This is a genomic window from Enterobacter cloacae complex sp. ECL414, from assembly GCF_021869685.1.
Lineage (GTDB): Bacteria > Pseudomonadota > Gammaproteobacteria > Enterobacterales > Enterobacteriaceae > Enterobacter > Enterobacter kobei.
In genome coordinates this window covers 4,236,586-4,261,252 of the sequence record NZ_CP091481.1, presented here as the reverse complement: position 1 = coordinate 4,261,252, position 24,667 = coordinate 4,236,586, and the positions used below count along the sequence as shown (strand labels likewise).

The window sequence follows — 24,667 nt, the reverse complement described above, 5'->3', positions numbered from 1 at the left end:
ATTCCTTACTGCGCCTGCACGCGCAGCTCTGCTGCGCTACGACTACGGTGACCCAACAGGGCTTTAACATCGCTGGACTTCGGTTTAACCAGCGCAAATTTCGCTGAGAACGCTGGCCAGTTCGCCAGGATCTCTTCGCCGCGCGAAGAACCGGTATGCTGCACGTGTTCGGTAATCAAACCGCGCAGGTGTTCTTCATGGATAGCCAGCGTATCAACGTCCAGCACTTCCACCAGTTCCGGGTTCACGCGTTTGCGGAACTCACCGTCTTCATCCAGGACGTAGGCAAAACCGCCCGTCATGCCTGCGCCAAAGTTCACGCCGGTTTTACCCAGAACGCAAACAATCCCGCCCGTCATGTATTCACAACCGTTATCGCCAATGCCTTCCACCACGGTGATGGCACCGGAGTTACGCACCGCAAAACGCTCACCCGCACGGCCCGCGGCGAACAGACGACCGCCGGTCGCGCCGTACAGACAGGTGTTACCGATGATGCTCGCTTCGTGGCTGCGGAAGGCAGAGCCGACCGGAGGGCGCACTGCCAGCAGACCACCCGCCATGCCTTTACCGACGTAGTCGTTGGCGTCACCGGTCAGGTACAGCTCAACGCCGCCTGCGTTCCACACCCCGAAGCTCTGACCCGCAGTGCCGCTGAAGTGCGCGGTAATCGGATCCGCTGCCAGTCCCTGGTCACCGTGCGTTTGCGCGATATAACCGGAGAGCGACGCGCCTACAGAACGGTCGGTGTTGCGGATATCAAACCAGAACGTCTTGCTCTGCTTCTCGTCCACATACGGTTTCGCCTGATGCAACAGCTGCGCATTCAACACGCCATTGTCAAACGGTGGGTTGTTCTCGGTGCAGTACACCGCTTTGCCTGGGTGTGGCTGCGCGGTTTCCAGCAGCTTGCTGAGCTCCAGCTTCTGCTGCTTCGCCGTGAAGCCTTCCAGCTCTTTCAGCAGGTCGGTACGGCCAATCAGATCCACCAGACGCTTCACGCCCAGCTGCGCCATCAGCTCGCGGGTTTCCCGGGCGATGAAGTCAAAGTAGTTGGTCACTTTGAACGGCAGCCCGTGATAGTGGTTCTTACGCAGCTTCTCATCCTGGGTCGCCACACCGGTTGCGCAGTTGTTCAGGTGGCAAATACGCAGGTATTTACAGCCGAGCGCCACCATTGGGCCTGTACCGAAGCCGAAGCTTTCCGCACCGAGGATCGCGGCTTTGATGATGTCGAGGCCAGTTTTCAGGCCACCGTCCACCTGAAGACGGATCTTATGACGCAGACCGTTCGCCACCAGCGCCTGCTGGGTTTCCACCAGGCCCAGCTCCCACGGACAGCCCGCGTATTTCACGGAGGAGAGCGGGCTTGCACCGGTACCACCGTCGTAACCGGCGATGGTAATGAGATCCGCATAAGCTTTCGCCACGCCGGTGGCGATGGTGCCCACGCCCGGTTCGGAAACCAGCTTCACGGAGATCATCGCTTTCGGGTTGACCTGTTTCAGGTCGAAAATCAGCTGCGCTAAGTCCTCGATAGAGTAGATATCGTGGTGCGGTGGCGGGGAGATCAGCGTCACGCCCGGCACCGAGTAGCGCAGTTTGGCGATGTACGGGGTAACTTTATCCCCCGGCAGTTGACCGCCTTCGCCCGGTTTCGCACCCTGAGCGACTTTAATCTGAATCACGTCGGCGTTGACCAGGTACGCAGGCGTCACGCCAAAACGACCGGATGCTACCTGCTTGATACGGGACACTTTATTGGTGCCGTAACGCGCCGGATCTTCACCGCCTTCACCGGAGTTGGAGTTACCGCCGATGCTGTTCATGGCTTCGGCCAGCGCCTCGTGGGCTTCCGGGCTCAGTGCGCCGATGGACATTGCCGCGGTGTCGAAGCGTTTGAACAGCTCGGAAGCAGGCTCAACGTCGTCAATGCTGACCGCTTCATCACCCGGATTCAGGGCAATGAGATCGCGCAGCGTCGCCGCCGGACGGTTGTTCACCAGCTCAGCATACTGCTGATAATCGCTGTATTCACCGCTCTGCACCGCCTGCTGCAGCGTGCGCACCACGTCCGGGTTATAGGCGTGGTATTCACCACCGTGAACGTATTTCAGCAGACCGCCCTGATCCAGCGGCTTACGTGCCAGCCAGGCACGTTTGGACAGGTTCACCAGATCCTGCTGGAAGTCAGCAAAACCGGCTCCACCGATACGGCTAACCACGCCCTGGAAGCAGAGATTTGCCACGTCATCATGCAGGCCGACCGCTTCAAAGAGCTTCGAACAGCGATAAGAGGCAATGGTCGAGATGCCCATTTTGGACATGATCTTGTACAGGCCTTTGTTGATGCCGTTACGGTAGTTCAGCATCACAGTACGGTAATCTTTGTCGATCGCGCGGGTATCCACCAGACGGGCCAGCGTTTCGTAGGCCAGGTACGGGTAGATCGCCGTCGCGCCAAAGCCTAACAGCACGGCAAAGTGGTGCGGGTCGCGGGCGCTGGCGGTTTCAACAATGATGTTGGCATCGCAGCGCAGGCTCTTATCCACCAGACGCGTCTGGATAGCACCCACCGCCATTGGCGCAGGCACCGGCAGACGGTTTTTCGCGATATTGCGGTCAGACAGCACCAGCAGAACGGTACCGTTACGCACCATCTGTTCGGCTTTGTCACACAGCGCATTCACCGTCTCTTCTAGGCTCGCGTCGTTCACGTCAAACGTAATGTCGAGCGTGTCGGCGCGGTAGTGCTCCTCGGTCATGGTGGTGAGCTGTTTGAAGTCGGAGTACAGCAGGATCGGCGATTTAAAGGTCAGACGGTGCGCCTGGCCTTCGGCTTCGCAGAAGACGTTCATCTCGCGACCGATGCTGGTGGCCAGCGACATCACGTGGGCTTCACGCAGCGGATCGATTGGCGGGTTAGTAACCTGCGCGAACTGCTGGCGGAAGTAGTCATAAATGATGCGTGGCTGGCTGGAGAGCACGGCAAATGGGGTATCGTCACCCATGGAGCCGACTGCTTCCTGGCCGTTTTCACCGAGCACACGGATAACCGAGTCCAGCTCTTCCGCGCTGTAGTTAAACTGTTTCTGGAAACTTGCGAGCGTATCGTCGTCCAGCTCGCGGCTGCCCACTTCTTCGTCCGACAAATCTTCAAACGGCACCAGACGACGCACGTTCTTCTCCATCCACTCTTTGTATGGATGACGGCTCTTCAGATCGTGATCGGTTTCGGCAGAGTGCAGGATGCGCCCACCGCGGGTGTCAATAACCATCAGCTCGCCCGGACCGACGCGGCCTTTCTCGACCACTTCATCAGGCTGGTAATCCCAGATACCGACTTCAGAGGCACAGGTGATGAGCTTGTCTTTTGTGATGACGTATCGCGCCGGACGCAGACCGTTACGGTCCAGGTTGCAGGCGGCAAAACGACCGTCGGACATAACGATGCCCGCCGGGCCGTCCCACGGCTCCATGTGCATGGAGTTAAAGTCGAAGAAGGCGCGCAGCTCAGGGTCCATATCCGGGTTGTTCTGCCATGCCGGTGGCACCAGCAGACGCATGGCGCGCACGATGTCCATCCCGCCCGCCAGCAGCAGCTCCAGCATGTTGTCCATGGAGCTTGAGTCCGAGCCAGTTTCATTCACGAACGGCGCAGCGTCGTGCAGGTCAGGGATCAGTGGCGTCTGGAACTTATAAGTACGGGCGCGAGCCCACTGGCGGTTACCGGTGATGGTGTTGATCTCGCCGTTGTGCGCCAGATAGCGGAACGGCTGCGCCAGCGGCCAGCGTGGAACGGTGTTGGTGGAGAAGCGCTGGTGGAACAGGCAAATGGCCGATTCCAGACGCAGGTCCGCCAGGTCCAGGTAAAAGCGCGGCAGATCAGCCGGCATACACAGACCTTTATAGATATTGACCAGGTTGGAGAGGCTACAGACGTAGAACTCTTTATCGTCCTGGAGACGTTTTTCAATGCGGCGACGGGCGATAAACAGGCGGCGTTCCATATCGCGCGGACGCCAGCCCGCAGGCGCGTTAACAAAAATCTGCTCAATACGAGGCAGTGAGGAGAGGGCGATTTCACCGAGCACCCCTTCGTTGGTTGGCACATCGCGCCAGCCGACAATCGACAGGGTTTCACGCTGAAGTTCTTCTTCGACGATGCGGCGTGAAGCGGCAGCCTTTTCAGGATCCTGGTTCAGGAACAGCATACCGACAGCGTAGTTTTTGGCTAAACGCCAGCCGCGCTCTTCCGCAACGATACGGAAGAAACGATCCGGTTTTTGCAGCAGCAGGCCACAACCGTCGCCGGTTTTACCATCAGCAAGGATGGCGCCACGGTGCTGCATACGGGCCAGTGCGTGAATAGCGGTACGCACTACCTTGTGGCTAGGTTCGCCTTCTATGTGGGCGATCAGGCCGAAACCACAGTTATCCTTCTCAAGGGATTTATCGTACAACATATCAGTGAACCTCCCCAGGCTCGTCGGGCTTCTCTCTGAACTTTACCGTGGCGCACAGGCGCAGAAAGAGCATGGCGACGGGGTTTGCGCTTCATACGCGTACCTCGCATTCGCCCTCTTTTCATCCTTTCGCGCAGGTAAACAAGTTTGAGGACTTGCTTCAGAGGGAATCTCAATTACTGCATAAATATGATGAGCAGGCCGCTCATCCAGAAAGCTTCCAGCGGATTTCCAACTTATCGGGAATTGGTACACAGGTCAAATGGCAATCTTATTTATCCAAAAATGTGCTAAAGAGTGGCTATGTATTTGTAAATAAAGGGTGTTTAACTATTTTTACATTGATTGAAAGCCCTTGTAGACCGCAACGGAGTGTGATCTGTCTCACTATATGTAAGCGGTATTATCAACGTAGCGTGCTGAATAGTGGTTTTAACGCAGAACAATAATCTGGCATGGGTTCTAAACCCGCATAAAGTCACTGTTTTTCAGTGCTGGCGCTATAAATGAAAAAAACAATCAGAACATAAGAAAAAGTAATCACAGGTGGTGTGAATGAAACTGCAGTAATCCTGAGTATTTATTCATATAGGTAAAGGCCGTCCAGGGCGATTGATCCAGGTCATCGCCGACAGAGGCTAAAAATGGCAGGCTTGTCCCCTTTCTTTGGGACGGTCTATCAGATTATGCAGTTACAGAAATTAGTCAATATGTTTGGTGGGGATCTTTTGCAGCGCTACGGGCAAAAGGTTCACAAGCTGACGCTGCACGGCGGTTTTAGCTGTCCGAATCGCGATGGCACCATCGGGCGCGGTGGCTGCACTTTCTGTAACGTGGCCTCCTTTGCTGACGAAGCTCAGCAGCATAAATCTATTGCAGAGCAGCTCGCACATCAGGCCAGCCGGGTTAACCGCGCAAAGCAGTATCTGGCCTATTTCCAGGCGTACACCAGTACCTGGGCGGAAGTGCAGGTGCTGCGGTCCATGTATCAGCAGGCAGTCACGCAGGCGAACATTGTGGGGTTGTGCGTCGGTACGCGTCCGGACTGTGTGCCGGAGGCGGTGCTGGACTTGCTCAGCGAGTATAAGGAGCAAGGCTACGAGATCTGGCTGGAACTGGGCCTGCAGACCGCACATGACAAAACCCTGCACCGCATTAACCGTGGCCATGATTTCGCCTGTTACCAGCGCACCACACGCCTCGCGCGCGCGCGTGGGTTGAAGGTCTGTTCACACCTGATTGTCGGTCTCCCTGGCGAAGGGCAGCAGCACGGCCTGGAGACGCTGGAAAAGGTCGTTGAGACCGGTGTGGACGGTATCAAGCTGCATCCGCTACACATCGTTACGGGAAGCATTATGGCGAAAGCCTGGCAAGCGGGGCGGTTAAGCGGTATTGAGCTTGAGGACTATACGGTGACCGCGGGGGATATGATTCGCCACACGCCGCCGGAGATTGTTTACCATCGCATCTCGGCCAGCGCTCGCCGTCCAACGCTTCTGGCACCGCTCTGGTGTGAGAACCGCTGGACGGGGATGGTGGAAATTGACAGCTATCTGCAGCAAAACGGCGTACAGGGTTCGGCGCTGGGGCGCCCGTGGGTTCCCCGTCTACCGGCGACGGCCGCCTAACAAACTCCCCAGCATGCCGCGTACAATCTGATTGGTGACCTGCCGCGCCGCGCTTTTCGCCATGGTTTGCACCACGCCGTCGCGTTTGCCGCCGCGCGGACCGGTGCTGCCAAACAGAATGTCTTTGAGTCCACCGAGAATGCCATCATCTACGGCGACGGACTGCCCTTTTGCGGCAGGGGCATCCTGGGACTCCGTTGTTGCCTGCACGCCTTTTTGCAGCATCTCAAACGCGGACTCGCGATCCACCTCGTCTTCGTACTTACCGTAAACCGGAGAATGGTTAATCAGGCCGTTACGTTCATCATCAGTGACGGGCCCCATACGCGAGCAGGGCGCAATCACCATCGCACGTTCCACGATGGATGGGCTGCCCTTCGCATCAAGGAACGATATCAGCGCTTCACCGGTGCCCAGCGCCTGAATGGCGGCTTCGGTATCAAAGGCTGGATTCGCACGCATGGTTTGCGCGGCGGCTTTCACCGCTTTCTGATCCTTTGGCGTGAAGGCGCGCAGGGCATGCTGGACGCGGTTGCCGAGCTGTCCGAGCACGTTATCGGGGATATCCGACGGGTTTTGCGAGACAAACCAGACGCCGACGCCTTTGGAGCGGATGAGGCGGATGACCTGTTCAATCTTATCCAGCAAGACCTGTGGGGCGTCGTTGAACAGCAGGTGTGCTTCGTCAAAGAAGAACACCAGCTTCGGTTTTTCCAGGTCACCCGCTTCGGGCAGCTGCTCATAAAGCTCGGAGAGCATCCACAGCAGGCTGGCGGCGTAGAGTTTCGGCATCTGGTAGAGCTTCTCTGAGCTCAGAATGTTGATGATGCCTTTTCCACTGCTGTCGGTGCGCATCCAGTCTTTGATATCCAGCATCGGTTCACCAAAGAAGTGTTCGGCACCCTGTTGTTCCAGAGTCAGTAACCCGCGTTGAATCGCGCCGACAGAAGCGCTGCTGATATTGCCGTACTGGTTCTGGAAAGATTTAGCGTTATCCCCGATGTACTGGGTAATGGCCCGCAGATCTTTGAAATCGAGCAGCAGCAGTCCCTGGTCATCGGCGATGCGGAAGATAATATTCAGTACCCCAGACTGGACATCGTTAAGGTTAAGCAGACGGGCGAGCAGCAGCGGGCCGAGGTCGGAGACGGTGGCGCGGACCGGGTGGCCTTTCTCACCGAAGATATCCCATACCACCACCGGGTTGCCATGCGGCGTCCAGTCCGTGATGCCAATATTCTTCAGCCGCTCGAGCAATTTTTCAGAGGCGGTACCCTCCTGAGCCACACCGGTTAAATCGCCTTTCACGTCAGCCATAAAGACCGGCACGCCAATCTCTGAAAGCGACTCCGCCAGCTTCTGCAGGGTGACGGTTTTCCCCGTCCCGGTCGCGCCGGTGATCAGGCCGTGGCGGTTCGCCATCGCGGGCAGAAGATACAGCTCTTTTTCCAGCGTCCGGGCAATTAACAATGGTGTACTCATAATGCGCTTCCTCTCTTAGTCCTGGGTGGAGTATAGGCAACCTGACGGCAAAATGGCTGAGTAAATTGCTGACTTTGCGGCGCATTATCCAGCGCGGACTATGCTTTTGCATACGGTTAACAAAATAGTGGGAAACTATGTCCAGATTCTTCTTTAACGATCGCAAACAGCTGGTCAACGATGCCATTGAAGGCATACTGCTTTCTGCGCCACACGCGAATCTCGTCAAACTCGATATTGATCCTGCCATCAGGATTGTCGCGCGCGGTGACTGGGACAAAAGCCGCGTGGCGGTGATCTCCGGCGGCGGCTCTGGCCACGAGCCCGCGCATGCCGGGTTTGTCGGCAAAGGCATGCTGACGGCTGCCGTCTGCGGCGATCTGTTTGCCTCGCCGAGCGTGGATGCGGTGCTGAATGCCATTGTCGCGGTCACGGGCGATCGCGGCTGCCTGCTGATTGTCAAAAATTACACCGGCGATCGGCTGAACTTCGGTCTGGCGGCCGAGAAGGCCAAACGTTACGGGCTGAAGGTCGAAATGGTGATTGTGGCGGACGATATCGCGCTGCCCGACAACAAACAGCCGCGCGGTATTGCCGGTACGGCGCTGGTGCATAAGATTGCGGGCTATGCGGCGGAGCAGGGGAAATCGTTGAGTGAAGTGCGGGATATTGCGCAACAGGCCTGCGATAACCTCTGGAGTCTGGGCGTGGCGATGCAAACCTGCAACCTGCCGGGCAGTGACGATGAAGAGGGACGCATTAAGCAGGGTCATGTCGAGCTGGGGCTGGGGATCCACGGTGAGCCGGGCGCTTCCGTTGTCGACACACAAAACAGCAAAGCGATTATCGACACGCTGGTGACCCCGCTGAAAGCGCAGGCGGGTGAAGGGCGCTTTGCTGTGCTGATTAACAATCTTGGTGGCGTATCGGCGCTGGAAATGGCGTTACTGACCAAAGAGCTGGCGCACTCGGCGCTGAAAGAGAGTATTGCTTATCTTATTGGCCCGGCCCCGCTGGTAAGCGCCCTGGATATGAAGGGTTTTTCGCTGACGCTGCTGAAGCTCAACGATCTATTCGAAAAAGCGCTTCATGAAGAGGTGGAAACGCTCGGCTGGCAGAAACCCGTGGCGTTTGCGCCACTGCGTACCGTCGCACATAGCGCCATCCATGACCGCGTGGAATACACTCCGTCGGAAAACCCACAGGTCGAAAAGTCTGTCTCCTCGGTAGCCAGGACGCTGATCCAACTGGAAAATCGTCTGAACGCGCTGGATGCCAAAGTGGGCGACGGCGATACCGGCTCCACCTTTGCGCAAGGCGCGCGGGATATCGCGCAGCGTCTGGAGGAGCATGCGCTTCCGCTTGATGATGTCTCTAAGCTTCTGCTGCTGGTAGGGGAGCGGCTGGCAACGGTGATGGGCGGATCGAGTGGCGTACTGATGTCGATCTTCTTTACGGCAGCCGGGCAAAAGCTGCATGACGGAAAATCGCTTCCGGATGCGCTGCTGAGCGGGCTGGCGCAAATGAAGCAGTATGGCGGCGCGGATCTCGGCGATCGCACCCTGATCGATGCGCTACAACCGGCGCTGGAGGCGTTGCAGAAAAATGATCTTCAGGCAGCGGCGCAGGCAGCACAGCTGGGGGCAGAAGCAACGGCAAAAATGGAGAAAGCAGGAGCTGGGCGCTCGTCGTATGTGAACAAAGAGAACCTGGATGGCGTGATGGATCCGGGGGCGGTTGCGGTGGCAGAAGTATTTAACGTATTGGCACAGCGGTAAAAGTAGGCCGGGTAAGGCGAAGCCGCCACCCGGCAAACTCACATCAAAAATCCGCTTTCAACACCACGCGATACCGGGCTTTCCCGTCGCGTACGTGCTGGATAGCTTCGTTAATTTTTGACATCGGATAAAGCTCGGTGGTGGGCGCCACTTTGGTGCGTCCGGCGAACTTCATCAGCTTGCGCAACTCGTACGGCGTACCGGTTGCGGAACCGGATACGCTGCGATCCCCGCCGATCAGGGTAAACGCCGGAACCGGCAGAGGCTTCATCACCGCACCCACGGTGTGGAAGTTACCGCCGTAGGCCAGCGCTTCAAAGTATGGCTGCCAGTTGAGATCGACGTTGACGGTGTTGATGATCAGATCAAACTGACCCGCCAGCGCCTTCAGCGCTTCAGGATCGCGGCTGTTCACCACTTTATCCGCACCCATCGCCAGCACTTCCTGTTCTTTTGCCGGGTTCGAGCTGAACGCCGTCACTTCACAGCCCATTGCGTGCAGCAGTTTGATGGCAATATGTCCCAGGCCGCCAATACCAATGACGCCTACGCGGCTGGTCGCAGTGACGTGGTGCATCAGCAGTGGTTTAAAGACGGTGATACCGCCACAGAGCAGCGGACCGGCGGATTCAATATCAATGCTCTCCGGCAGGGGGATAACCCATTGCCAGTCGGCACGCAGTTTATCGGCAAATCCGCCTTTGTTCAGAATGGTTGGCACCGCGCCTTCAAGGCAGTTGATCTGGTTGCCGCTGATACAAGCATCACAATGACCGCAGCTGCGTGCCGTCCAGCCAATACCTACGCGCTGGCCGACCTTCAGCCCTTTGTCCTGGGCGGCGCTACCGAGCGCCGCGACGCGACCAATGACTTCATGCCCGGCAATCAGTGGATAGCTCGAGAAGCCCCATTCGTTGTCGATCATCGAGAGATCCGAGTGACAGATCCCGCAGTAATCAACCTGCACTTCGACGTCTTCTGCTTTTAGTTCGCCCGCATCGTATTCGTACAGCTCAAGTTCTGCACCCGCCTGCGGTGCGGCGTAGCTTTTTATCTTCGACATCGTGTTTCCCCCGTTGTGGTGTGAACTGAGAGTGTAGAGCATTCAGTTTACGGCCGCTTAACAGAAGGGGGCAGGAACAAAATTTACAGATTTTTCAGCATTCTCACTTCGCAGTCGACGTGGCCCGTGCAGCCCAGCGGCGCATCGATATGCTCAAAGCCAAGATGTTCATACAGGCCGATGGCCTCTTTGAGGAAGGCGGTTGTTTCGAGGTAACAGCGCGTAAAACCCTGAGTACGAGCATGATCAAGGGCGAGCTGCGCCAGTTTTTTTGCCAGCCCTTGTCCGCGAGCGGACGGCAGGAAATACATTTTCTGTAGCTCACAGATGTCCGGCTCGCTGCAGCTCAGCGGCGCAACGCCGCCACCGCCTACTACCTGGCCGTTCTGCTCTATGACCCAATAGGCGTGGCCCGGTTGGCTGTAGAGCTGAAAAAGCTCGTCAAGATTGGGGTCAGCAACGGTATAGCCTTTATCCGCTGTCAGCCCATACTCCGCAGAAACGGTGCGGATAACGGTGGCAATAGCCGGATTGTCCTGCTCAGTGATCCGACGCATCGTCGTCGCGACGGGGGTAATCACGCTCATAGTATTACTCATGACAAAAATTGACACACAACTGCTGTTAATAGCACCGCAGAAAAGGGAGTGCAAGCGAGGAGTTTTCAGGAAGGGTACCCCTTACGCCCTGAAGCGTAAGGGGTAAAAGCATTACAGGGCAGCAATAACCGCCTGCTGCTCAATCAGCTTGGTCTTCGCATCCGCGAAGGCAACCAGACGTTCACGCTCTTTGGCAATGACCGCCTCCGGCGCACGGGCGACAAAGCCTTCGTTCGCCAGTTTGCTTTCGATTTTGCCAATTTCTACGTCGACTTTCGCCACTTCTTTCGCCAGACGCGCCAGCTCAGCATCTTTGTCGATCAGACCTGCCATCGGGATCAGCAGCTCGGCGCCGTCGATGATTTTGGTCACCGAAACCGGACCTTTGTCATCTGCAGGCAGCACGGTGATGCTTTCCAGACGCGCCATCGTTTTCAGGAAGGTGCTGTTCTCGTTCACGCGACGCACTGCAGCCTCGCTGCAGCCGCGCAGCAGCAGTTCCAGCGGCTTGCTCGGAGCGATGTTCATTTCTGCACGAACGTTACGCACGGCAACAATCGCCTGCTTCAGCCATTCGGTATCGGCAGCAGCGGCTTCATCAACGCGCGCAGCATCGAATTCCGGGAACGGCTGCAGCATGATGGTATCGGCATTGATACCTGCAATCACTTTCACGCGCTGCCAGATGGTTTCGGTAATGAATGGAATGACCGGATGCGCCAGGCGCAGCAGACCTTCCAGAACGGTAATCAGCGTGTTGCGCGTGCCGCGCAGCTCCGCTTCAGAACCGCCGTTCATCACCGGCTTCGCCAGCTCCAGGTACCAGTCGCAGAACTGGTTCCAGGTGAATTCATACAGAATGCCCGCTGCGATATCGAAGCGGTAGCTGTCCAGCGCCTCACGGAACGCTTTCACGGTCTGGTTGAATTCCGCCAGGATCCAGCGGTCCGCCAGGGACAGGGTCATCTCGCCGCCGTTGAAGCCGCAATCCTGATCTTCGGTGTTCATCAGCACGAAGCGGCTGGCATTCCACAGCTTGTTACAGAAGTTACGGTAACCTTCCAGACGCTTCATGTCCCAGTTGATGTCGCGGCCGGTCGAGGCCAGCGCCGCCAGGGTGAAGCGCAGGGCGTCGGTACCGTGAGACTCAATCCCGTTCGGGAACTGCTTCTCGGTGCGCTTGCGGATTTTCTCTGCCAGCTGCGGCTGCATCATGTTGCCGGTACGTTTTTCCAGCAGATCTTCCAGCGAAATACCGTCAACCATATCCAGTGGGTCGATAACGTTACCCTTGGATTTGGACATCTTCTGGCCTTCATCGTCACGGATCAGACCGGTCATGTAGACGGTATGGAACGGAACCTGAGGCTTGCCGTCTTCGTCTTTGATGAAGTGCATGGTCATCATGATCATGCGCGCAATCCAGAAGAAGATGATGTCGAAACCGGACACCATCACGCTGGTTGGGTGGAACTGACGCAGCGCGTCGGTGTTCTCAGGCCAGCCAAGGGTGGAGAAGGTCCACAGCGCGGAAGAGAACCAGGTATCCAGTACGTCTTCGTCCTGACGCAGCGCAACGTCAGCGCTCAGGTTGTTTTCCTGACGCACTTCGTCTTCGCTGCGGCCAACGTAGACGTTGCCTTCGTTGTCATACCACGCCGGGATGCGGTGACCCCACCACAGCTGACGGGAGATACACCAGTCCTGAATATCACGCATCCAGGAGAAGTACATGTTTTCGTACTGCTTCGGCACAAACTGGATGCTGCCGTTTTCAACCGCTTCCACCGCCGGTTTCGCCAGCACGTCGGCACGGACGTACCACTGGTCGGTCAGCATTGGCTCGATAACTACGCCACCACGATCGCCGTACGGCACGGTCAGGTCGTGAGGTTTAATCTCTTCCAGCAGGCCGAGTGCGTCAACGGCAGCCACAATCGCTTTACGCGCGGCAAAACGTTCCAGTTTCTGGAATTCAGCCGGGATCTCGCTGGAGTAAACGTCAGATTCGTTGCCTTTGGTGTCGTACACTTCTGCGCTTTCACGGATATCACCGTCGAAGGTCAGAATGTTGATCATTGGCAGGGCGTGACGACGACCCACTTCATAGTCGTTGAAGTCGTGCGCCGGAGTGATTTTCACGCAGCCAGTGCCTTTTTCCATGTCGGCGTGTTCGTCGCCCACGATCGGAATACGGCGGTTTACCAGCGGCAGCACTACAAATTTGCCGATCAGATCTTTATAACGCGGATCTTCCGGGTTAACGGCCACGCCGGTATCGCCCAGCAGGGTTTCCGGACGGGTGGTGGCAACGACCAGATAATCTTTACCGTCTGCGGTTTTTGCGCCGTCGGCCAGCGGATAGCGGATGTGCCACATGGAGCCTTTAGACTCGCGGTTTTCCACTTCCAGGTCAGAGATGGCGGTACGCAGTTTCGGATCCCAGTTCACCAGGCGCTTGCCACGGTAAATCAGGTCTTCTTTGTACAGACGGACGAAAACTTCTTTCACGGCATTGGACAGGCCTTCATCCATGGTGAAGCGCTCGCGCTCCCAGTCCACGGAGTTGCCGAGGCGGCGCATCTGACGGGTAATGGTGCCGCCGGATTCCGCTTTCCACTGCCAGATTTTGTCGATGAAGGCGTCGCGACCGTAGTCGTGGCGGGTTTTTCCTTCTTCAGCGGCAATTTTACGCTCAACCACCATCTGGGTCGCGATACCCGCGTGGTCAGTCCCCGCCTGCCACAGGGTGTTTTTACCCTGCATGCGCTGGTAGCGGATCATGGTGTCCATGATGGTCTGCTGGAAAGCATGTCCCATATGCAAACTGCCGGTGACGTTCGGCGGCGGGATCATGATGCAGAAGGACTCTTTGCTTTCGTCGCCGTTAGGCTTGAAATAGCCCTGCTGTTCCCAGTGCTCGTAAAGCGGCTGTTCGATATCGCGTGGGTTATATGTCTTTTCCATTATTTCCAGGTTGCCGTATTCAGGTTAAAACCAGCCAGGCGGTACGCTTTATAGCGTTCGCGCGCCAGTTGTTTCAAAGATTCTTCGTAAGGGACAAAGTCTACCACTTCTGTGAAAGCGGTGGCAAAATCTGCAAAGTCTGCCCGCAGGCTAATGAGAATATCGCGCGCGCTGCTGTTGCGCTTTTGTGGCCAGGCGATCTCGACCGGGGCGCCACCGCGCGGACCTTCGCCCGACAGGTTATGCGGGACAAAACTCTCCGGTGGGCGGGCCCACAGGGCTTCATCAAGGCGAATCGCCTGCTGTTCATCTTCACAGGCAATCAGAACGCGTTTACCTGCGCGCCAACGTTCTGCGGCAATGTCACACACCAGCTGTTCGACGGCGCTGAGGCCATCCTGATGGGTGTCGTTGTCCAGAAGGTAGAACGTTGCATTCTTCATATATGGGGCTTCTTGTCGTGGATTTAAATGCAAAGCCGGGTGGCGCTACGCTTACCCGGCCTACGGTTGAGCGACGTTGTCGGCCGGGTAAGGCGAAGCCGCTACCCGGCGTTTTACATCACTCGTCGCCGTTAAAACCCGCACGATTGAGCAGGAACTGCGACAGCAGCGCCACCGGACGGCCGGTGGCACCTTTGGCTTTACCGGAGCGCCATGCGGTACCCGCGATATCCAGGTGTGCCCAGTTATACTTGCGGGTGAAGCGTGCCAGGAAGCAGCCCGCGGTGATAGCCCCACCAGGACGACCGCCGATGTTCGCCATATCCGCAAAGTTAGACTCCAGCTGTTCCTGGTACTCGTCACCCAGCGGCAGACGCCATGCGCGATCGCCAGCCTGTTCAGATGCCCCGATAAGCTCGTGCGCCAGCGGATTGTGGTTCGACATCAGTCCGGTGATGTGGTGGCCTAGTGCAATCACGCAGGCACCCGTCAATGTGGCGACGTCAATTACCGCTTCAGGCTCGAAGCGCTCAACGTAGGTCAGCACGTCGCACAGCACCAGACGGCCTTCGGCATCGGTGTTCAGCACTTCAACGGTCTGGCCTGACATCGTGGTCAGCACGTCACCCGGACGATAGGCGCGTCCGCCAGGCATGTTTTCGCAGCCTGCCAGAACGCCGATCACGTTAATGGGCAGCTGGAGCTCCGCGACCATGCGCATCACGCCGTAAACCGCCGCCGCGCCGCACATGTCGTACTTCATCTCATCCATGCCTTCGGCAGGCTTGATGGAGATGCCGCCGGAGTCGAAGGTCAGGCCTTTACCGACGAGCACGACAGGGCGCGCATCTTCCGACGGGTTGCCCTTGTATTCGATGACCGACATCAGGGATTCGTTCTGCGAGCCGTTGCCGACCGCCAGATAGGAGTGCATCCCCAGCTCTTTCATCTGCTGTTCACCGATGACGCGAGTGATGACGTTTTTGCTGTAGGAGTCTGCCAGCTGGCGCGCCTGAGAGGCCAGATAGGCAGCGTTACAGATGTTCGGCGGCATGTTGCCGAGGTCTTTCGCCGCTTTAATACCGGCGGCAATCGCCAGACCATGCTGAATAGCGCGTTCGCCGCTGGTCAGTTCGCGACGGGTTGGCACATTGAAGACCATTTTACGCAGCGGACGACGCGGCTCGCTTTTATTGGTCTTCAGCTGATCGAAGCTGTACAGGCTCTCTTTTGCGGTTTCAACCGCCTGACGGACTTTCCAGTAAGTGTTACGGCCTTTAACGTGCAGCTCGGTCAGGAAGCAGACGGCTTCCATTGAACCGGTATCATTCAGCGTATTAATGGTTTTCTGAATGACCTGCTTATACTGACGCTCGTCCAGCTCGCGCTCTTTGCCGCAGCCAATCAGTAGAATACGCTCTGACAGGACGTTTGGAACATGGTGCAGTAACAGCGTCTGCCCAGGTTTGCCTTCCAGTTCGCCACGGCGCAGCAGGGCGCTGATATAGCCGTCACTGATTTTATCGAGTTGCTCGGCGATCGGGGAGAGTCGGCGTGGTTCAAAGACACCCACAACGATGCAGGCACTCCGCTGTTTCTCCGGGCTACCGCTTTTTACACTGAACTCCATGCACTACGCTCCTGAATCTTAAAGACAACAGCGGCTGCTACGGATAGAATTGAAACCTTTCGTAACTCATGTCCGCTGTTGTGGTGACTTCGTGTTAATCTTACGTTACTACGGTTTCGACACGTCAGAAAAAGTCCTGAAGCGTGAATCCGCCGGATGTTTTAATCTTAGCGATGATTTCGACGACTCAAGAGAATAAATGACGTTTAAGCCATGAAACAAGCGATTTTCCAGCAAAGAGACGGGTTTTTACGGGCGTATTTAAAGTGATAATCATAAGATATCTGGTGCGGGAGACGCTCAAAAGCCAACTGGCGATCCTCTTCATCCTGCTGCTGATTTTTTTCTGTCAGAAGCTGGTTAAGATCCTCGGTGCGGCCGTTGACGGCGAAATTCCAACGAATCTGGTGCTTTCCCTGCTTGGTTTAGGGATCCCGGAAATGGCGCAGCTGATCCTGCCGCTGAGTCTTTTCCTCGGCCTGCTCATGACGCTCGGCAAGCTGTACACCGAGAGTGAAATCACGGTGATGCATGCCTGTGGCCTGAGCAAAGCCGTACTGGTGAAAGCGGCGATGATACTGGCGCTGTTCACGGGGATCGTGGCGGCAGTGAATGTGATGTGGGCGGGCCCCATGTCTTCTCGTCATCAGGACGAAGTGCTGGCCGAAGCGAAAGCGAACCCCGGCATGGCGGCGTTAGCGCAGGGGCAGTTCCAGCAGGCGACCGACGGTAACTCTGTGCTGTTCATTGAGAGCGTTGACGGCAGTAAATTCAACGATGTATTCCTGGCCCAGCTGCGACCTAAAGGTAACGCGCGTCCATCCGTCGTGGTGGCCGATTCCGGTCAGCTGGCTCAGAGTAAAGATGGTTCGCAGATTGTCACGCTGAATAAAGGCACTCGCTTTGAAGGCACCGCGATGCTGCGCGACTTCCGTATTACGGATTTCCAGAACTATCAGGCTATTATCGGCCATCAGGCGGTGGCGCTCGATCCGACGGATACCGAGCAAATGGATATGCGTACATTGTGGAACACTGACACCGACAGAGCGCGTGCGGAGTTCCACTGGCGTATTACGCTCGTATTCACCGTGTTTATGATGGCACTGATTGTGGTTCCGCTGAGCGTGGTGAACCCGCGTCAGGGGCGCGTGCTCTCTATGCTGCCAGCGATGCTGCTTTACCTGATCTATTTCCTGCTGCAAACCTCTATTCGCTCTAACGGCGCGAAGGGTAAGCTGGATCCTATGGTCTGGACGTGGTTCGTTAACAGCTTGTACATCTTACTGGCGCTGGGATTAAACCTGTGGGATACGGTGCCAGTGCGCCGCATACGTGCCCGATTTTCGCGTAAAGGAGCCATCTAATGCAGGCGTTTGGCGTTCTTGACCGCTATATCGGTAAAACCATTTTTACCACCATCATGATGACGTTGTTCATGCTGGTGTCGCTCTCCGGCATTATCAAATTTGTCGACCAGCTGAAAAAAGCCGGGCAGGGCAGTTATGACGCGCTGGGCGCGGGGATGTACACCCTGCTCAGCGTGCCAAAAGATGTGCAGATCTTCTTCCCAATGGCGGCCCTGCTGGGGGCACTCCTCGGGCTGGGCATGCTGGCACAGCGCAGCGAGCTGGTGGTGATGCAGGCCTCAGGCTTTACCCGTATGCAGGTTGCGCTGTCGGTAATGAAAACCGCTATCCCGCTGGTGCTGTTGACCATGGCGATTGGTGAGTGGGTGGCACCGCAGGGCGAGCAGATGGCGCGTAACTATCGTGCTCAGGCGATGTACGGTGGTTCACTACTCTCGACGCAGCAAGGGCTGTGGGCGAAAGATGGTAAAAACTTCGTCTACATCGAACGGGTAAAAGGCGATGATGAACTGGGCGGCGTGAGCATCTACGCCTTCAATGACCAGCGCCGCCTGGAGTCAGTACGACATGCCTCTTCGGCAAAGTTTGACCCCGAACATAAGCAGTGGCGTTTGTCGCAGGTGGATGAATCTGACCTGACCGATCCAAAACAGATCACCGGTTCGCAGACCGTCAGCGGCACGTGGAAGACCAACCTCACGCCGGATAAACTCGGCGTCGTGGCGCTGGATCCTGATGCGCTCTCTATCAGCGGCTTGCACAACTATGTGAAGTACCTGAAGGCGAGCGGGCAGGATGCCGGACGTTATCAGCTCAACATGTGGAGCAAGATCTTCCAGCCGATGTCCGTGGCGGTAATGATGCTGATGGCGCTGTCGTTTATCTTCGGTCCGCTGCGTAGCGTACCGATGGGCGTGCGCGTGGTGACGGGGATCAGCTTCGGCTTTGTCTTCTACGTTCTCGATCAAATCTTCGGACCGCTGACGCTGGTGTACGGTATCCCGCCGATTATTGGCGCGCTGCTACCGAGTGCCAGTTTCTTCCTGATCAGCCTCTGGCTGCTTTTGAAACGCTCCTGACAGACCTCTCCTCGCTTCCGGTTGACCGGGAGCGAGGCTAATCTCCTGTTTCACCCCGCACTTTTTCTCACAACCTTCAACGTCCTGCCCCGAATTTGAGTATTATTGAGCGATAAAGTCGTGAAGGGATCCTCTATGAAGCAAATTCGAATGCTTGCCCAGTATTACGTCGACCTGATGATGAAGCTTGGGCTGGTGCGTTTCTCCATGCTGCTGGCGCTGGCGCTGGTCGTTCTGGCCATTGTCGTGCAAATGGCCGTCACCATGGTTCTGCATGGCCAGGTCGAGAGTATCGACGTCATCCGCTCTATCTTCTTTGGCTTGCTTATTACCCCCTGGGCCGTCTATTTCCTTTCCGTCGTGGTTGAACAGCTTGAGGAGTCTCGTCAGCGCTTGTCAAAACTGGTGGATAAACTGGAGGAGATGCGCGAGCGCGATCTGAAACTCAACGTTCAGCTTAAAGACAATATTGCGCAGCTGAATCAGGAAATTTCAGATCGTGAGAAGGCGGAGGCGGAGCGTCAGGCCACGCTGGAACAGCTGAAAGTTGAAATGAAAGAGCGCGAGGTGACGCAGATCCAGCTTGAGCAGCAATCCTCTTTCCTGCGTTCGTTCCTGGATGCTTCGCCGGATCTGGTGTTCTACCGCAACGAAGATAAAGAGTTTTCCGGCTGTAACCGGGCAATGGAACTCCTGACCGGAAAAAGCGAGAAGCAGTTGATTCACCTGAAGCCGCAGGACGTTTACTCTGAGGAGGCGGCAGCCAAGGTTATGGAAACGGACGAAAAAGTGTTCCGCCATAACGTCTCGCTGACCTACGAGCAGTGGCTGGATTATCCGGATGGCCGCAAAGCCTGCTTTGAGATCCGTAAGGTGCCCTATTATGACCGCGTAGGGAAACGCCACGGCCTGATGGGCTTCGGCCGTGATATCACCGAGCGTAAGCGCTATCAGGATGCCCTGGAGCGCGCCAGCCGCGATAAAACCACCTTTATCTCCACCATTAGCCACGAACTGCGTACGCCGCTCAATGGCATTGTGGGGCTGAGCCGTATTTTGCTGGATACCGATCTCACTGCAGAGCAGGAAAAGTACCTGAAAACAATTCATGTCTCGGCGGTTACGCTGGGTAATATCTTCAACGATATTATCGATATGGATAAGATGGAACGCCGTAAGGTTCAGCTTGATAACCAGCCGATTGATTTCACCAGTTTCCTTGCCGATCTGGAAAATCTGTCTGGTCTTCAGGCGCAGCAGAAAGGGCTGAGGTTCGTCATGGAGCCCACCCTGCCGCTGCCGCATAAAGTGGTTACCGACGGTACGCGGTTGCGCCAGATCCTGTGGAACCTGATCAGCAACGCGGTGAAATTTACCCAGAAAGGGCAGGTGGCGGTGCGTATCCGCTATGACGCAGGCGACATGCTGCACTTCGAGGTGGAGGACTCCGGGATCGGTATTCCACAGGAAGAGCAGGACAAAATTTTCGCGATGTACTACCAGGTGAAGGACAGCAACGGCGGAAAACCTGCCACCGGGACCGGTATTGGCCTGGCGGTGTCTAAACGGCTGGCGAAGAGCATGGGCGGTGATATTACCGTTGCCAGCCAGCCGGGCAAAGGATCAACCTTTACGCTGACGGTGCATGCGCCAGCTGTGGCGGAAGAAGTTGAGGATACCTTTGAAAACGACGATATGCCGCTGCCAGCCCTGCACGTCCTGCTGGTGGAAGATATTGAGCTGAACGTCATTGTGGCGCGCTCGGTGCTGGAAAAACTGGGCAACAGCGTGGATGTGGCAATGACCGGTAAAGCCGCGCTGGAGATGTTTACACCGGGCGAATATGACCTCGTTCTGCTGGATATCCAGTTGCCGGATATGACCGGGCTGGATATCTCGCGTGAACTGACGCGTCAGTACGCGGCTGACGAACTGCCGCCGCTTGTGGCGCTAACGGCAAACGTACTGAAAGACAAAAAAGAGTATCTCGACGCCGGTATGGACGATGTACTCAGCAAGCCGCTGGCGGTGCCTGCTCTGACCGCCATGATCAAGAAGTTCTGGGATACCCGTGATGAAGAGGAGAGCACCATGACGTCTGTTGATAGCGCAAAAGCCCAAACGATACTCGATACCGCGATGCTGGAGCAGTACATTGACCTGGTCGGCCCGAAACTGATTACCGACGGTCTGGCTGTGTTTGAAAAAATGATGCCGGGCTATCTGAGCGTGCTGGAGTCAAACCTGACGGCACGGGACCAGAAGGGCATCGTGGAAGAAGGGCATAAAATCAAAGGGGCCGCCGGCTCGGTCGGGTTACGCCACCTGCAGCAGCTGGGCCAACAGATTCAGTCGCCTGATTTACCCGCCTGGGAAGATAACGTGGGTGATTGGGTTGAAGAGATGAAACAAGAGTGGCAGAACGATGTGGCGGTGCTTAAAGCCTGGGTGGACGCCAGAAAAAAATGACCCCGGTTTAACCGGGGTGCGCGAATACTGCGCCAACACCAGGGAAATCGTGGCTGCGCCTGTTTTTAAACGTTATTTTCGAATGGGCGCCGCCTGAAAAATTTAGGCCGCACGCAGATAAGATAGCAAATCTTAAATGGTTTGTTACATGAATCAGTGAAATGTGTGAAGCATAGCGTTTTAATCAAAATTATTAATGTGCTTCAGCAAGTTGCAAAGAAGGATCGTCAAGATGAAAAAAATGGGTGTCGTCCTGAGCGGATGCGGTGTTTATGATGGCTCAGAGATACATGAAGCCGTAATTACCCTACTGGCTCTGGCAAAACAGGGTGCAGAGGTGATGTGTTTTGCGCCAGATAAAAATCAGGCGGATGTCATTAACCATCTGACCGGCGAGCCAATGGCCGAAACCCGTAATGTGTTGATTGAAGCCGCGCGTATTGCCCGGGGAGAAATTCGTCCGCTGGCCCAGGCAAATGCTGCTGAACTGGATGCGCTCATTGTGCCGGGTGGCTTTGGTGCCGCGAAAAATCTCAGCACTTTTGCTGCTGAAGGCGCGGCTTGCAAGGTGGACGCGGATTTAAAAGCGCTGGCGCAGGCGATGCATGCGGCGAGTAAGCCGCTGGGCTTTATCTGCATTGCACCGGCCATGCTGCCAAACATTTTTGATTTCCCGTTACGGCTGACAATCGGGACCGATATCGATACTGCTGAGGTCATCGAGGAGATGGGTGGCGAACACGTTCCGTGCCCGGTCGATGACATTGTCGTGGATGAAGAGAACAAAATTGTCACCACGCCCGCATACATGCTGGCGCAGAATATCGCGCAAGCGGCTGAGGGTATTGAAAAACTGGTAGCCCGGGTACTGGTGCTGACGGAATGAGCCGACAGTCTTCCGCAGGAAAATGGGTGAAATACCTTCTTTTGCGCATCGTACTCGTGCTGGCGGTGTTCTGGGGAGGCGGACTGGCCGTGTTCAGCATTTTGCCAGTACCGTTTTCAGCCGTTATGGTTGAGCGTCAGCTCAGCGCGTGGTTCTCCGGTGATTTTGGCTATGTCGCGCATTCTGACTGGGTGAGTACGGACGAGATCTCACCGTGGATGGGGCTGGCAGTCATCGCGGCGGAAGATCAGAAGTTCCCGGAGCACTGGGGGTTCGATGTGGCCGCGATTGAAAAGGCGCTTGCCCATAACGAACGCCATGAAAATCGCGTGCGCGGTGCGTCTACCCTGTCGCAACAGACGGCAAAAAATCTGTTCCTGTGGGATGGCCGAAGCTGGGTGCGAAAAGGGCTGGAAGCGGGGCTGACGCTTGGAATGGAAACAGTCTGGAGCAAAAAGCGCATTCTGACCGTCTATCTCAATATTGCCGAGTTTGGGGAGGGGGTATTTGGTGTCGAAGCAGCATCACAACGCTATTTTAATAAACCTGCCAGCAGACTAAGCATGTCGGAGGCCGCGCTGTTAGCCGCTGTACTGCCTAATCCTCTTCGCTTTAAGGCCAGTGCCCCATCAGGCTACGTGCGAAGCCGTCAGGCGTGGATCATGCGTCAGATGCGACAGCTGGGTGGAGAGGGGTTTATGCAGCGTAATCATCTGATGTAGGGCGGGTAAGCGCAGCGCCACCCGCCAGAATGGCAGACCTAATCTTCGTCAAACCCGGCATTAAACAGCGCAATCACCGCCGCCAGCGCTTCCTCTTCCTGAGGGCCGGTGGCTTCGACCTCAATCTGGCGCCCTTTGGCAGAATCCAGCATCAGCAGGGCGATAACGCTGTTCGCTTCCGCTTCGGTGCCTTCATCATTGCGCAACAGAACTTCTGCATCAAAACCCTGCATCAGCTCAAACAGTTTCATCGCCGGGCGTGCATGCATTCCCAGCTTGTTGGTGATCTCAACGGTTTGTTTTACGGTCATGTTTTACGTTTTTCCAGCGTGCGATGACGGGACTGAACGTTCTTGCCGCGCGAGCGGAAATAGTCGGCCAGCTGTTCGGCAATGTAGACCGAACGATGTTTACCGCCGGTACAGCCAATCGCCACCGTCAGGTAGCTACGATTGTTTGTCTCCAGCATAGGTAACCATAGCTCAAGGTAGCTTCGCGTCTGGTAGATAAAATTGTGAACTTCTGTGTGCCTGTCGAGGAACGCCGCAACGGGTTTATCCAGGCCGGTCATAGGACGCAGTTTAGGATCCCAGTGCGGGTTCGGCAGGAAGCGCACGTCGAAAACATAGTCCGCATCAATCGGAATACCGTGCTTAAAGCCAAAGGATTCGAACACCATCGTCAGTTCACGCTCGCGTTTGCCCAGCAGGCGGGTACGCAGCATTTCCGCCAGTTCATGAACGGACATCTCTGAGGTATCGACAATCAGGTCGGCGCGTGAACGCAGCGGTTCCAGCAGATCGCTCTCTTCGTCGATGGCGCTTTCCAGCGAGAGATTTTTACTGGAAAGCGGATGCAAACGGCGGGTATCGCTGTAGCGGCGGATCAGGGTATTGCGATCGGCATCGAGAAACAGCAGCTGAGGCGAGAACGCGTCAGGCAGGTTACTCATTGCCTGCTCGAAGATTTCAGGCGACTCGGGCATGTTACGAACGTCGATACTGACGGCAGCAGAGGTTTGTCTCTCCGCCAGGGTACGCGCCAGATCGGGCAATAACACCACCGGCAGGTTATCTACGCAGTAAAAACCCATGTCTTCCAGCGCGCGCAGGGCAACGGATTTCCCCGACCCTGAACGACCGCTGACAATCATCAGCACCATGTTCCGTTTCTCCTCAGGACAACAGATGTGAAGGCCATCTCCTGGTTACGCGTCATCCTGATTGCCTTCTGCTTCAGTGATAATCTGATAAAGCTCTTCATCACTTTGGGCTGAGCGCAGTCGACGGCAGATGGTTTTATCGGCCAGACGTTTAGCGACCAGCGAAAGCGTGTGTAGATGGGTTTTGGTCTGGTCGGCAGGAACCAGCAGCGCGAAGAGGAGATCGACGGGCTGATTATCAATGGCATCAAAGGCAATTGGCGTTTCCAGTTGCACAAACACACCGACGGCACGCAGGGTGTCCTCTTCCAGCTTGCCGTGCGGGATCGCGATGCCGTTGCCGATACCGGTACTGCCCATCTTTTCACGGGTCAGGATCGCTTCGAACACCACCTGCGGCGGCAGGCCCAGCTGTTTTGCAGCCAGTTCACTGATGATCTCCAGCGCACGTTTTTTGCTCTGGCAGTGAACGGCACTGCGGGTACATTCCTGGTTAAGGACATTGCTCAGTTGAAGAGCGGAATCGTTGTTCATCATAATTTCACCTAAGCGCTAACTGTACAAATGGCCTGTTGTTTTTCACAACAGGCCGTCCTGCACCCGTTAACTGCCCGGACAATTAGTGTTGTTTCAGTTTATCTTTATGTTTATTGAGCTGTCGCGCAAGCTTATCAATCAAGCCGTCGATAGCAGCGTACATGTCTTGCCCTTCCGCACTGGCATGGAGTTCACCCCCGTTTACATGCAGGGTCGCATCCGAGATATGAGTCACTTTCTCCACTTTCAACACAACGTAGACCTGGTTGATCCTTTCGAAATACTGCTCGAGTTTCGCGAACTTAGCGTTCACAAAATCACGTAAGGCCTCAGTAATCTCGACATTGTGTCCTGTGATATTGAGCTGCATAGTGTCTTCCTTATCG

At 56.1% G+C, this 24,667-nt stretch carries 18 protein-coding genes; 7 read left to right on the top strand and 11 right to left on the bottom strand.

Going from position 1 to position 24,667, the window contains the following annotated elements:
- Positions 1-5 precede the first annotated feature (5 nt).
- Positions 6-4,466, bottom strand: coding sequence for a glutamate synthase large subunit (gene gltB, locus L3068_RS20490; RefSeq protein ID WP_045268617.1), 4,461 nt, complete (start codon positions 4,464-4,466; stop codon positions 6-8).
- A gap of 686 nt (positions 4,467-5,152) precedes the next feature.
- On the opposite strand from gltB, the gene mnmL reads away from it, so the two are divergent.
- On the top strand, positions 5,153-6,094 hold the full coding sequence (mnmL, locus tag L3068_RS20485; RefSeq protein WP_117581501.1) for a tRNA modification radical SAM protein MnmL/YtqA: 942 nt from the start codon (positions 5,153-5,155) through the stop codon (positions 6,092-6,094).
- On the opposite strand, the gene L3068_RS20480 is transcribed toward mnmL, so the two are convergent.
- A complete protein-coding gene (locus tag L3068_RS20480; RefSeq protein WP_014885409.1) occupies positions 6,074-7,576 on the bottom strand; it encodes a helicase HerA-like C-terminal domain-containing protein in 1,503 nt (500 codons plus the stop codon). The genes mnmL and L3068_RS20480 overlap by 21 nt on opposite strands.
- Before the next feature lie 137 nt (positions 7,577-7,713).
- On the opposite strand from L3068_RS20480, the gene L3068_RS20475 reads away from it, so the two are divergent.
- Positions 7,714-9,354 (top strand): dihydroxyacetone kinase subunit DhaK, encoded by a 1,641-nt coding sequence (locus tag L3068_RS20475; protein ID WP_014885408.1) that lies wholly within the window; start codon positions 7,714-7,716, stop codon positions 9,352-9,354.
- Between the two features lie 43 nt (positions 9,355-9,397).
- Here L3068_RS20475 and ahr read toward each other — a convergent pair whose 3' ends face one another.
- From ahr to pepA, 5 genes are all read right to left on the bottom strand, one after another.
- Positions 9,398-10,417 carry an NADPH-dependent aldehyde reductase Ahr gene (gene ahr / locus L3068_RS20470; RefSeq protein WP_014885407.1) on the bottom strand — a complete coding sequence of 340 codons (1,020 nt, stop codon included), beginning with the start codon at positions 10,415-10,417 and terminating at the stop codon, positions 9,398-9,400.
- 83 nt (positions 10,418-10,500) lie between these two features.
- On the bottom strand, positions 10,501-11,004 hold the full coding sequence (locus tag L3068_RS20465) for a GNAT family N-acetyltransferase (protein WP_023331404.1): 504 nt from the start codon (positions 11,002-11,004) through the stop codon (positions 10,501-10,503).
- 123 nt (positions 11,005-11,127) lie between these two features.
- Positions 11,128-13,983, bottom strand: coding sequence for a valine--tRNA ligase (locus L3068_RS20460; RefSeq protein WP_014885405.1), 2,856 nt, complete (start codon positions 13,981-13,983; stop codon positions 11,128-11,130).
- Entirely contained in the window at positions 13,983-14,426 is a 444-nt protein-coding gene (gene holC, locus L3068_RS20455) for a DNA polymerase III subunit chi (protein WP_014885404.1), read from the bottom strand. The genes L3068_RS20460 and holC overlap by 1 nt, the downstream gene beginning before the upstream one ends.
- A 118-nt stretch (positions 14,427-14,544) precedes the next feature.
- Positions 14,545-16,056, bottom strand: a complete 1,512-nt coding sequence (gene pepA / locus L3068_RS20450; RefSeq protein WP_014885403.1) for a leucyl aminopeptidase — start codon at positions 16,054-16,056, stop codon at positions 14,545-14,547.
- A 266-nt stretch (positions 16,057-16,322) separates the two neighbouring features.
- Between pepA and lptF the strand changes: the two genes are divergently transcribed.
- The 5 genes from lptF (at position 16,323) to mtgA (ending at position 22,582) form a co-directional block, all read left to right on the top strand.
- Complete coding sequence (gene lptF / locus L3068_RS20445) at positions 16,323-17,423, top strand: LPS export ABC transporter permease LptF (protein WP_014885402.1); 1,101 nt, start codon at positions 16,323-16,325, stop codon at positions 17,421-17,423.
- Positions 17,423-18,505 carry an LPS export ABC transporter permease LptG gene (lptG, locus tag L3068_RS20440; RefSeq protein WP_014885401.1) on the top strand — a complete coding sequence of 361 codons (1,083 nt, stop codon included), beginning with the start codon at positions 17,423-17,425 and terminating at the stop codon, positions 18,503-18,505. Before lptF ends, lptG begins: the two co-directional genes overlap by 1 nt.
- Positions 18,506-18,640: 135 nt before the next feature.
- The gene (arcB, locus tag L3068_RS20435; protein WP_014885400.1) at positions 18,641-20,974 is read left to right on the top strand and encodes an aerobic respiration two-component sensor histidine kinase ArcB; all 2,334 of its coding nucleotides are present in this window, start codon (positions 18,641-18,643) and stop codon (positions 20,972-20,974) included.
- 232 nt (positions 20,975-21,206) lie between these two features.
- Complete coding sequence (gene elbB / locus L3068_RS20430) at positions 21,207-21,860, top strand: isoprenoid biosynthesis glyoxalase ElbB (RefSeq protein ID WP_117581489.1); 654 nt, start codon at positions 21,207-21,209, stop codon at positions 21,858-21,860.
- On the top strand, positions 21,857-22,582 hold the full coding sequence (gene mtgA / locus L3068_RS20425) for a monofunctional biosynthetic peptidoglycan transglycosylase (protein WP_023337859.1): 726 nt from the start codon (positions 21,857-21,859) through the stop codon (positions 22,580-22,582). The genes elbB and mtgA overlap by 4 nt, the downstream gene beginning before the upstream one ends.
- A gap of 38 nt (positions 22,583-22,620) precedes the next feature.
- On the opposite strand, the gene npr is transcribed toward mtgA, so the two are convergent.
- The 4 genes from npr to hpf form a co-directional block, all read right to left on the bottom strand.
- Positions 22,621-22,893: a PTS phosphocarrier protein NPr gene (gene npr, locus L3068_RS20420; protein WP_003861872.1), complete on the bottom strand. Its 273-nt coding sequence runs from the start codon at positions 22,891-22,893 to the stop codon at positions 22,621-22,623.
- Complete coding sequence (gene rapZ, locus L3068_RS20415) at positions 22,890-23,744, bottom strand: RNase adapter RapZ (RefSeq protein WP_014885397.1); 855 nt, start codon at positions 23,742-23,744, stop codon at positions 22,890-22,892. Before rapZ ends, npr begins: the two co-directional genes overlap by 4 nt.
- 45 nt (positions 23,745-23,789) lie before the next feature.
- Positions 23,790-24,281 carry a PTS IIA-like nitrogen regulatory protein PtsN gene (ptsN, locus tag L3068_RS20410; RefSeq protein WP_008501443.1) on the bottom strand — a complete coding sequence of 164 codons (492 nt, stop codon included), beginning with the start codon at positions 24,279-24,281 and terminating at the stop codon, positions 23,790-23,792.
- An 82-nt stretch (positions 24,282-24,363) separates the two neighbouring features.
- Positions 24,364-24,651 carry a ribosome hibernation promoting factor gene (gene hpf / locus L3068_RS20405; protein WP_014171818.1) on the bottom strand — a complete coding sequence of 96 codons (288 nt, stop codon included), beginning with the start codon at positions 24,649-24,651 and terminating at the stop codon, positions 24,364-24,366.
- Positions 24,652-24,667: the final 16 nt, after the last annotated feature.

Bases quoted from the DNA above. Each gene is read 5' to 3' on its own strand.
- mnmL (WP_117581501.1), top strand. From the start codon at position 5,153: ATGCAGTTACAGAAATTAGTCAATATGTTTGGTGGGGATCTTTTGCAG.
- L3068_RS20460 (WP_014885405.1), bottom strand. From the start codon at position 13,983: ATGGAAAAGACATATAACCCACGCGATATCGAACAGCCGCTTTACGAG.
- hpf (WP_014171818.1), bottom strand. From the start codon at position 24,651: ATGCAGCTCAATATCACAGGACACAATGTCGAGATTACTGAGGCCTTA.
- gltB (WP_045268617.1), bottom strand. From the start codon at position 4,466: ATGTTGTACGATAAATCCCTTGAGAAGGATAACTGTGGTTTCGGCCTG.
- pepA (WP_014885403.1), bottom strand. From the start codon at position 16,056: ATGGAGTTCAGTGTAAAAAGCGGTAGCCCGGAGAAACAGCGGAGTGCC.
- holC (WP_014885404.1), bottom strand. From the start codon at position 14,426: ATGAAGAATGCAACGTTCTACCTTCTGGACAACGACACCCATCAGGAT.
- L3068_RS20465 (WP_023331404.1), bottom strand. From the start codon at position 11,004: ATGAGCGTGATTACCCCCGTCGCGACGACGATGCGTCGGATCACTGAG.
- npr (WP_003861872.1), bottom strand. From the start codon at position 22,893: ATGACCGTAAAACAAACCGTTGAGATCACCAACAAGCTGGGAATGCAT.
- L3068_RS20480 (WP_014885409.1), bottom strand. From the start codon at position 7,576: ATGAGTACACCATTGTTAATTGCCCGGACGCTGGAAAAAGAGCTGTAT.
- arcB (WP_014885400.1), top strand. From the start codon at position 18,641: ATGAAGCAAATTCGAATGCTTGCCCAGTATTACGTCGACCTGATGATG.
- ahr (WP_014885407.1), bottom strand. From the start codon at position 10,417: ATGTCGAAGATAAAAAGCTACGCCGCACCGCAGGCGGGTGCAGAACTT.
- lptG (WP_014885401.1), top strand. From the start codon at position 17,423: ATGCAGGCGTTTGGCGTTCTTGACCGCTATATCGGTAAAACCATTTTT.
- ptsN (WP_008501443.1), bottom strand. From the start codon at position 24,281: ATGATGAACAACGATTCCGCTCTTCAACTGAGCAATGTCCTTAACCAG.
- mtgA (WP_023337859.1), top strand. From the start codon at position 21,857: ATGAGCCGACAGTCTTCCGCAGGAAAATGGGTGAAATACCTTCTTTTG.
- L3068_RS20475 (WP_014885408.1), top strand. From the start codon at position 7,714: ATGTCCAGATTCTTCTTTAACGATCGCAAACAGCTGGTCAACGATGCC.
- elbB (WP_117581489.1), top strand. From the start codon at position 21,207: ATGAAAAAAATGGGTGTCGTCCTGAGCGGATGCGGTGTTTATGATGGC.
- rapZ (WP_014885397.1), bottom strand. From the start codon at position 23,744: ATGGTGCTGATGATTGTCAGCGGTCGTTCAGGGTCGGGGAAATCCGTT.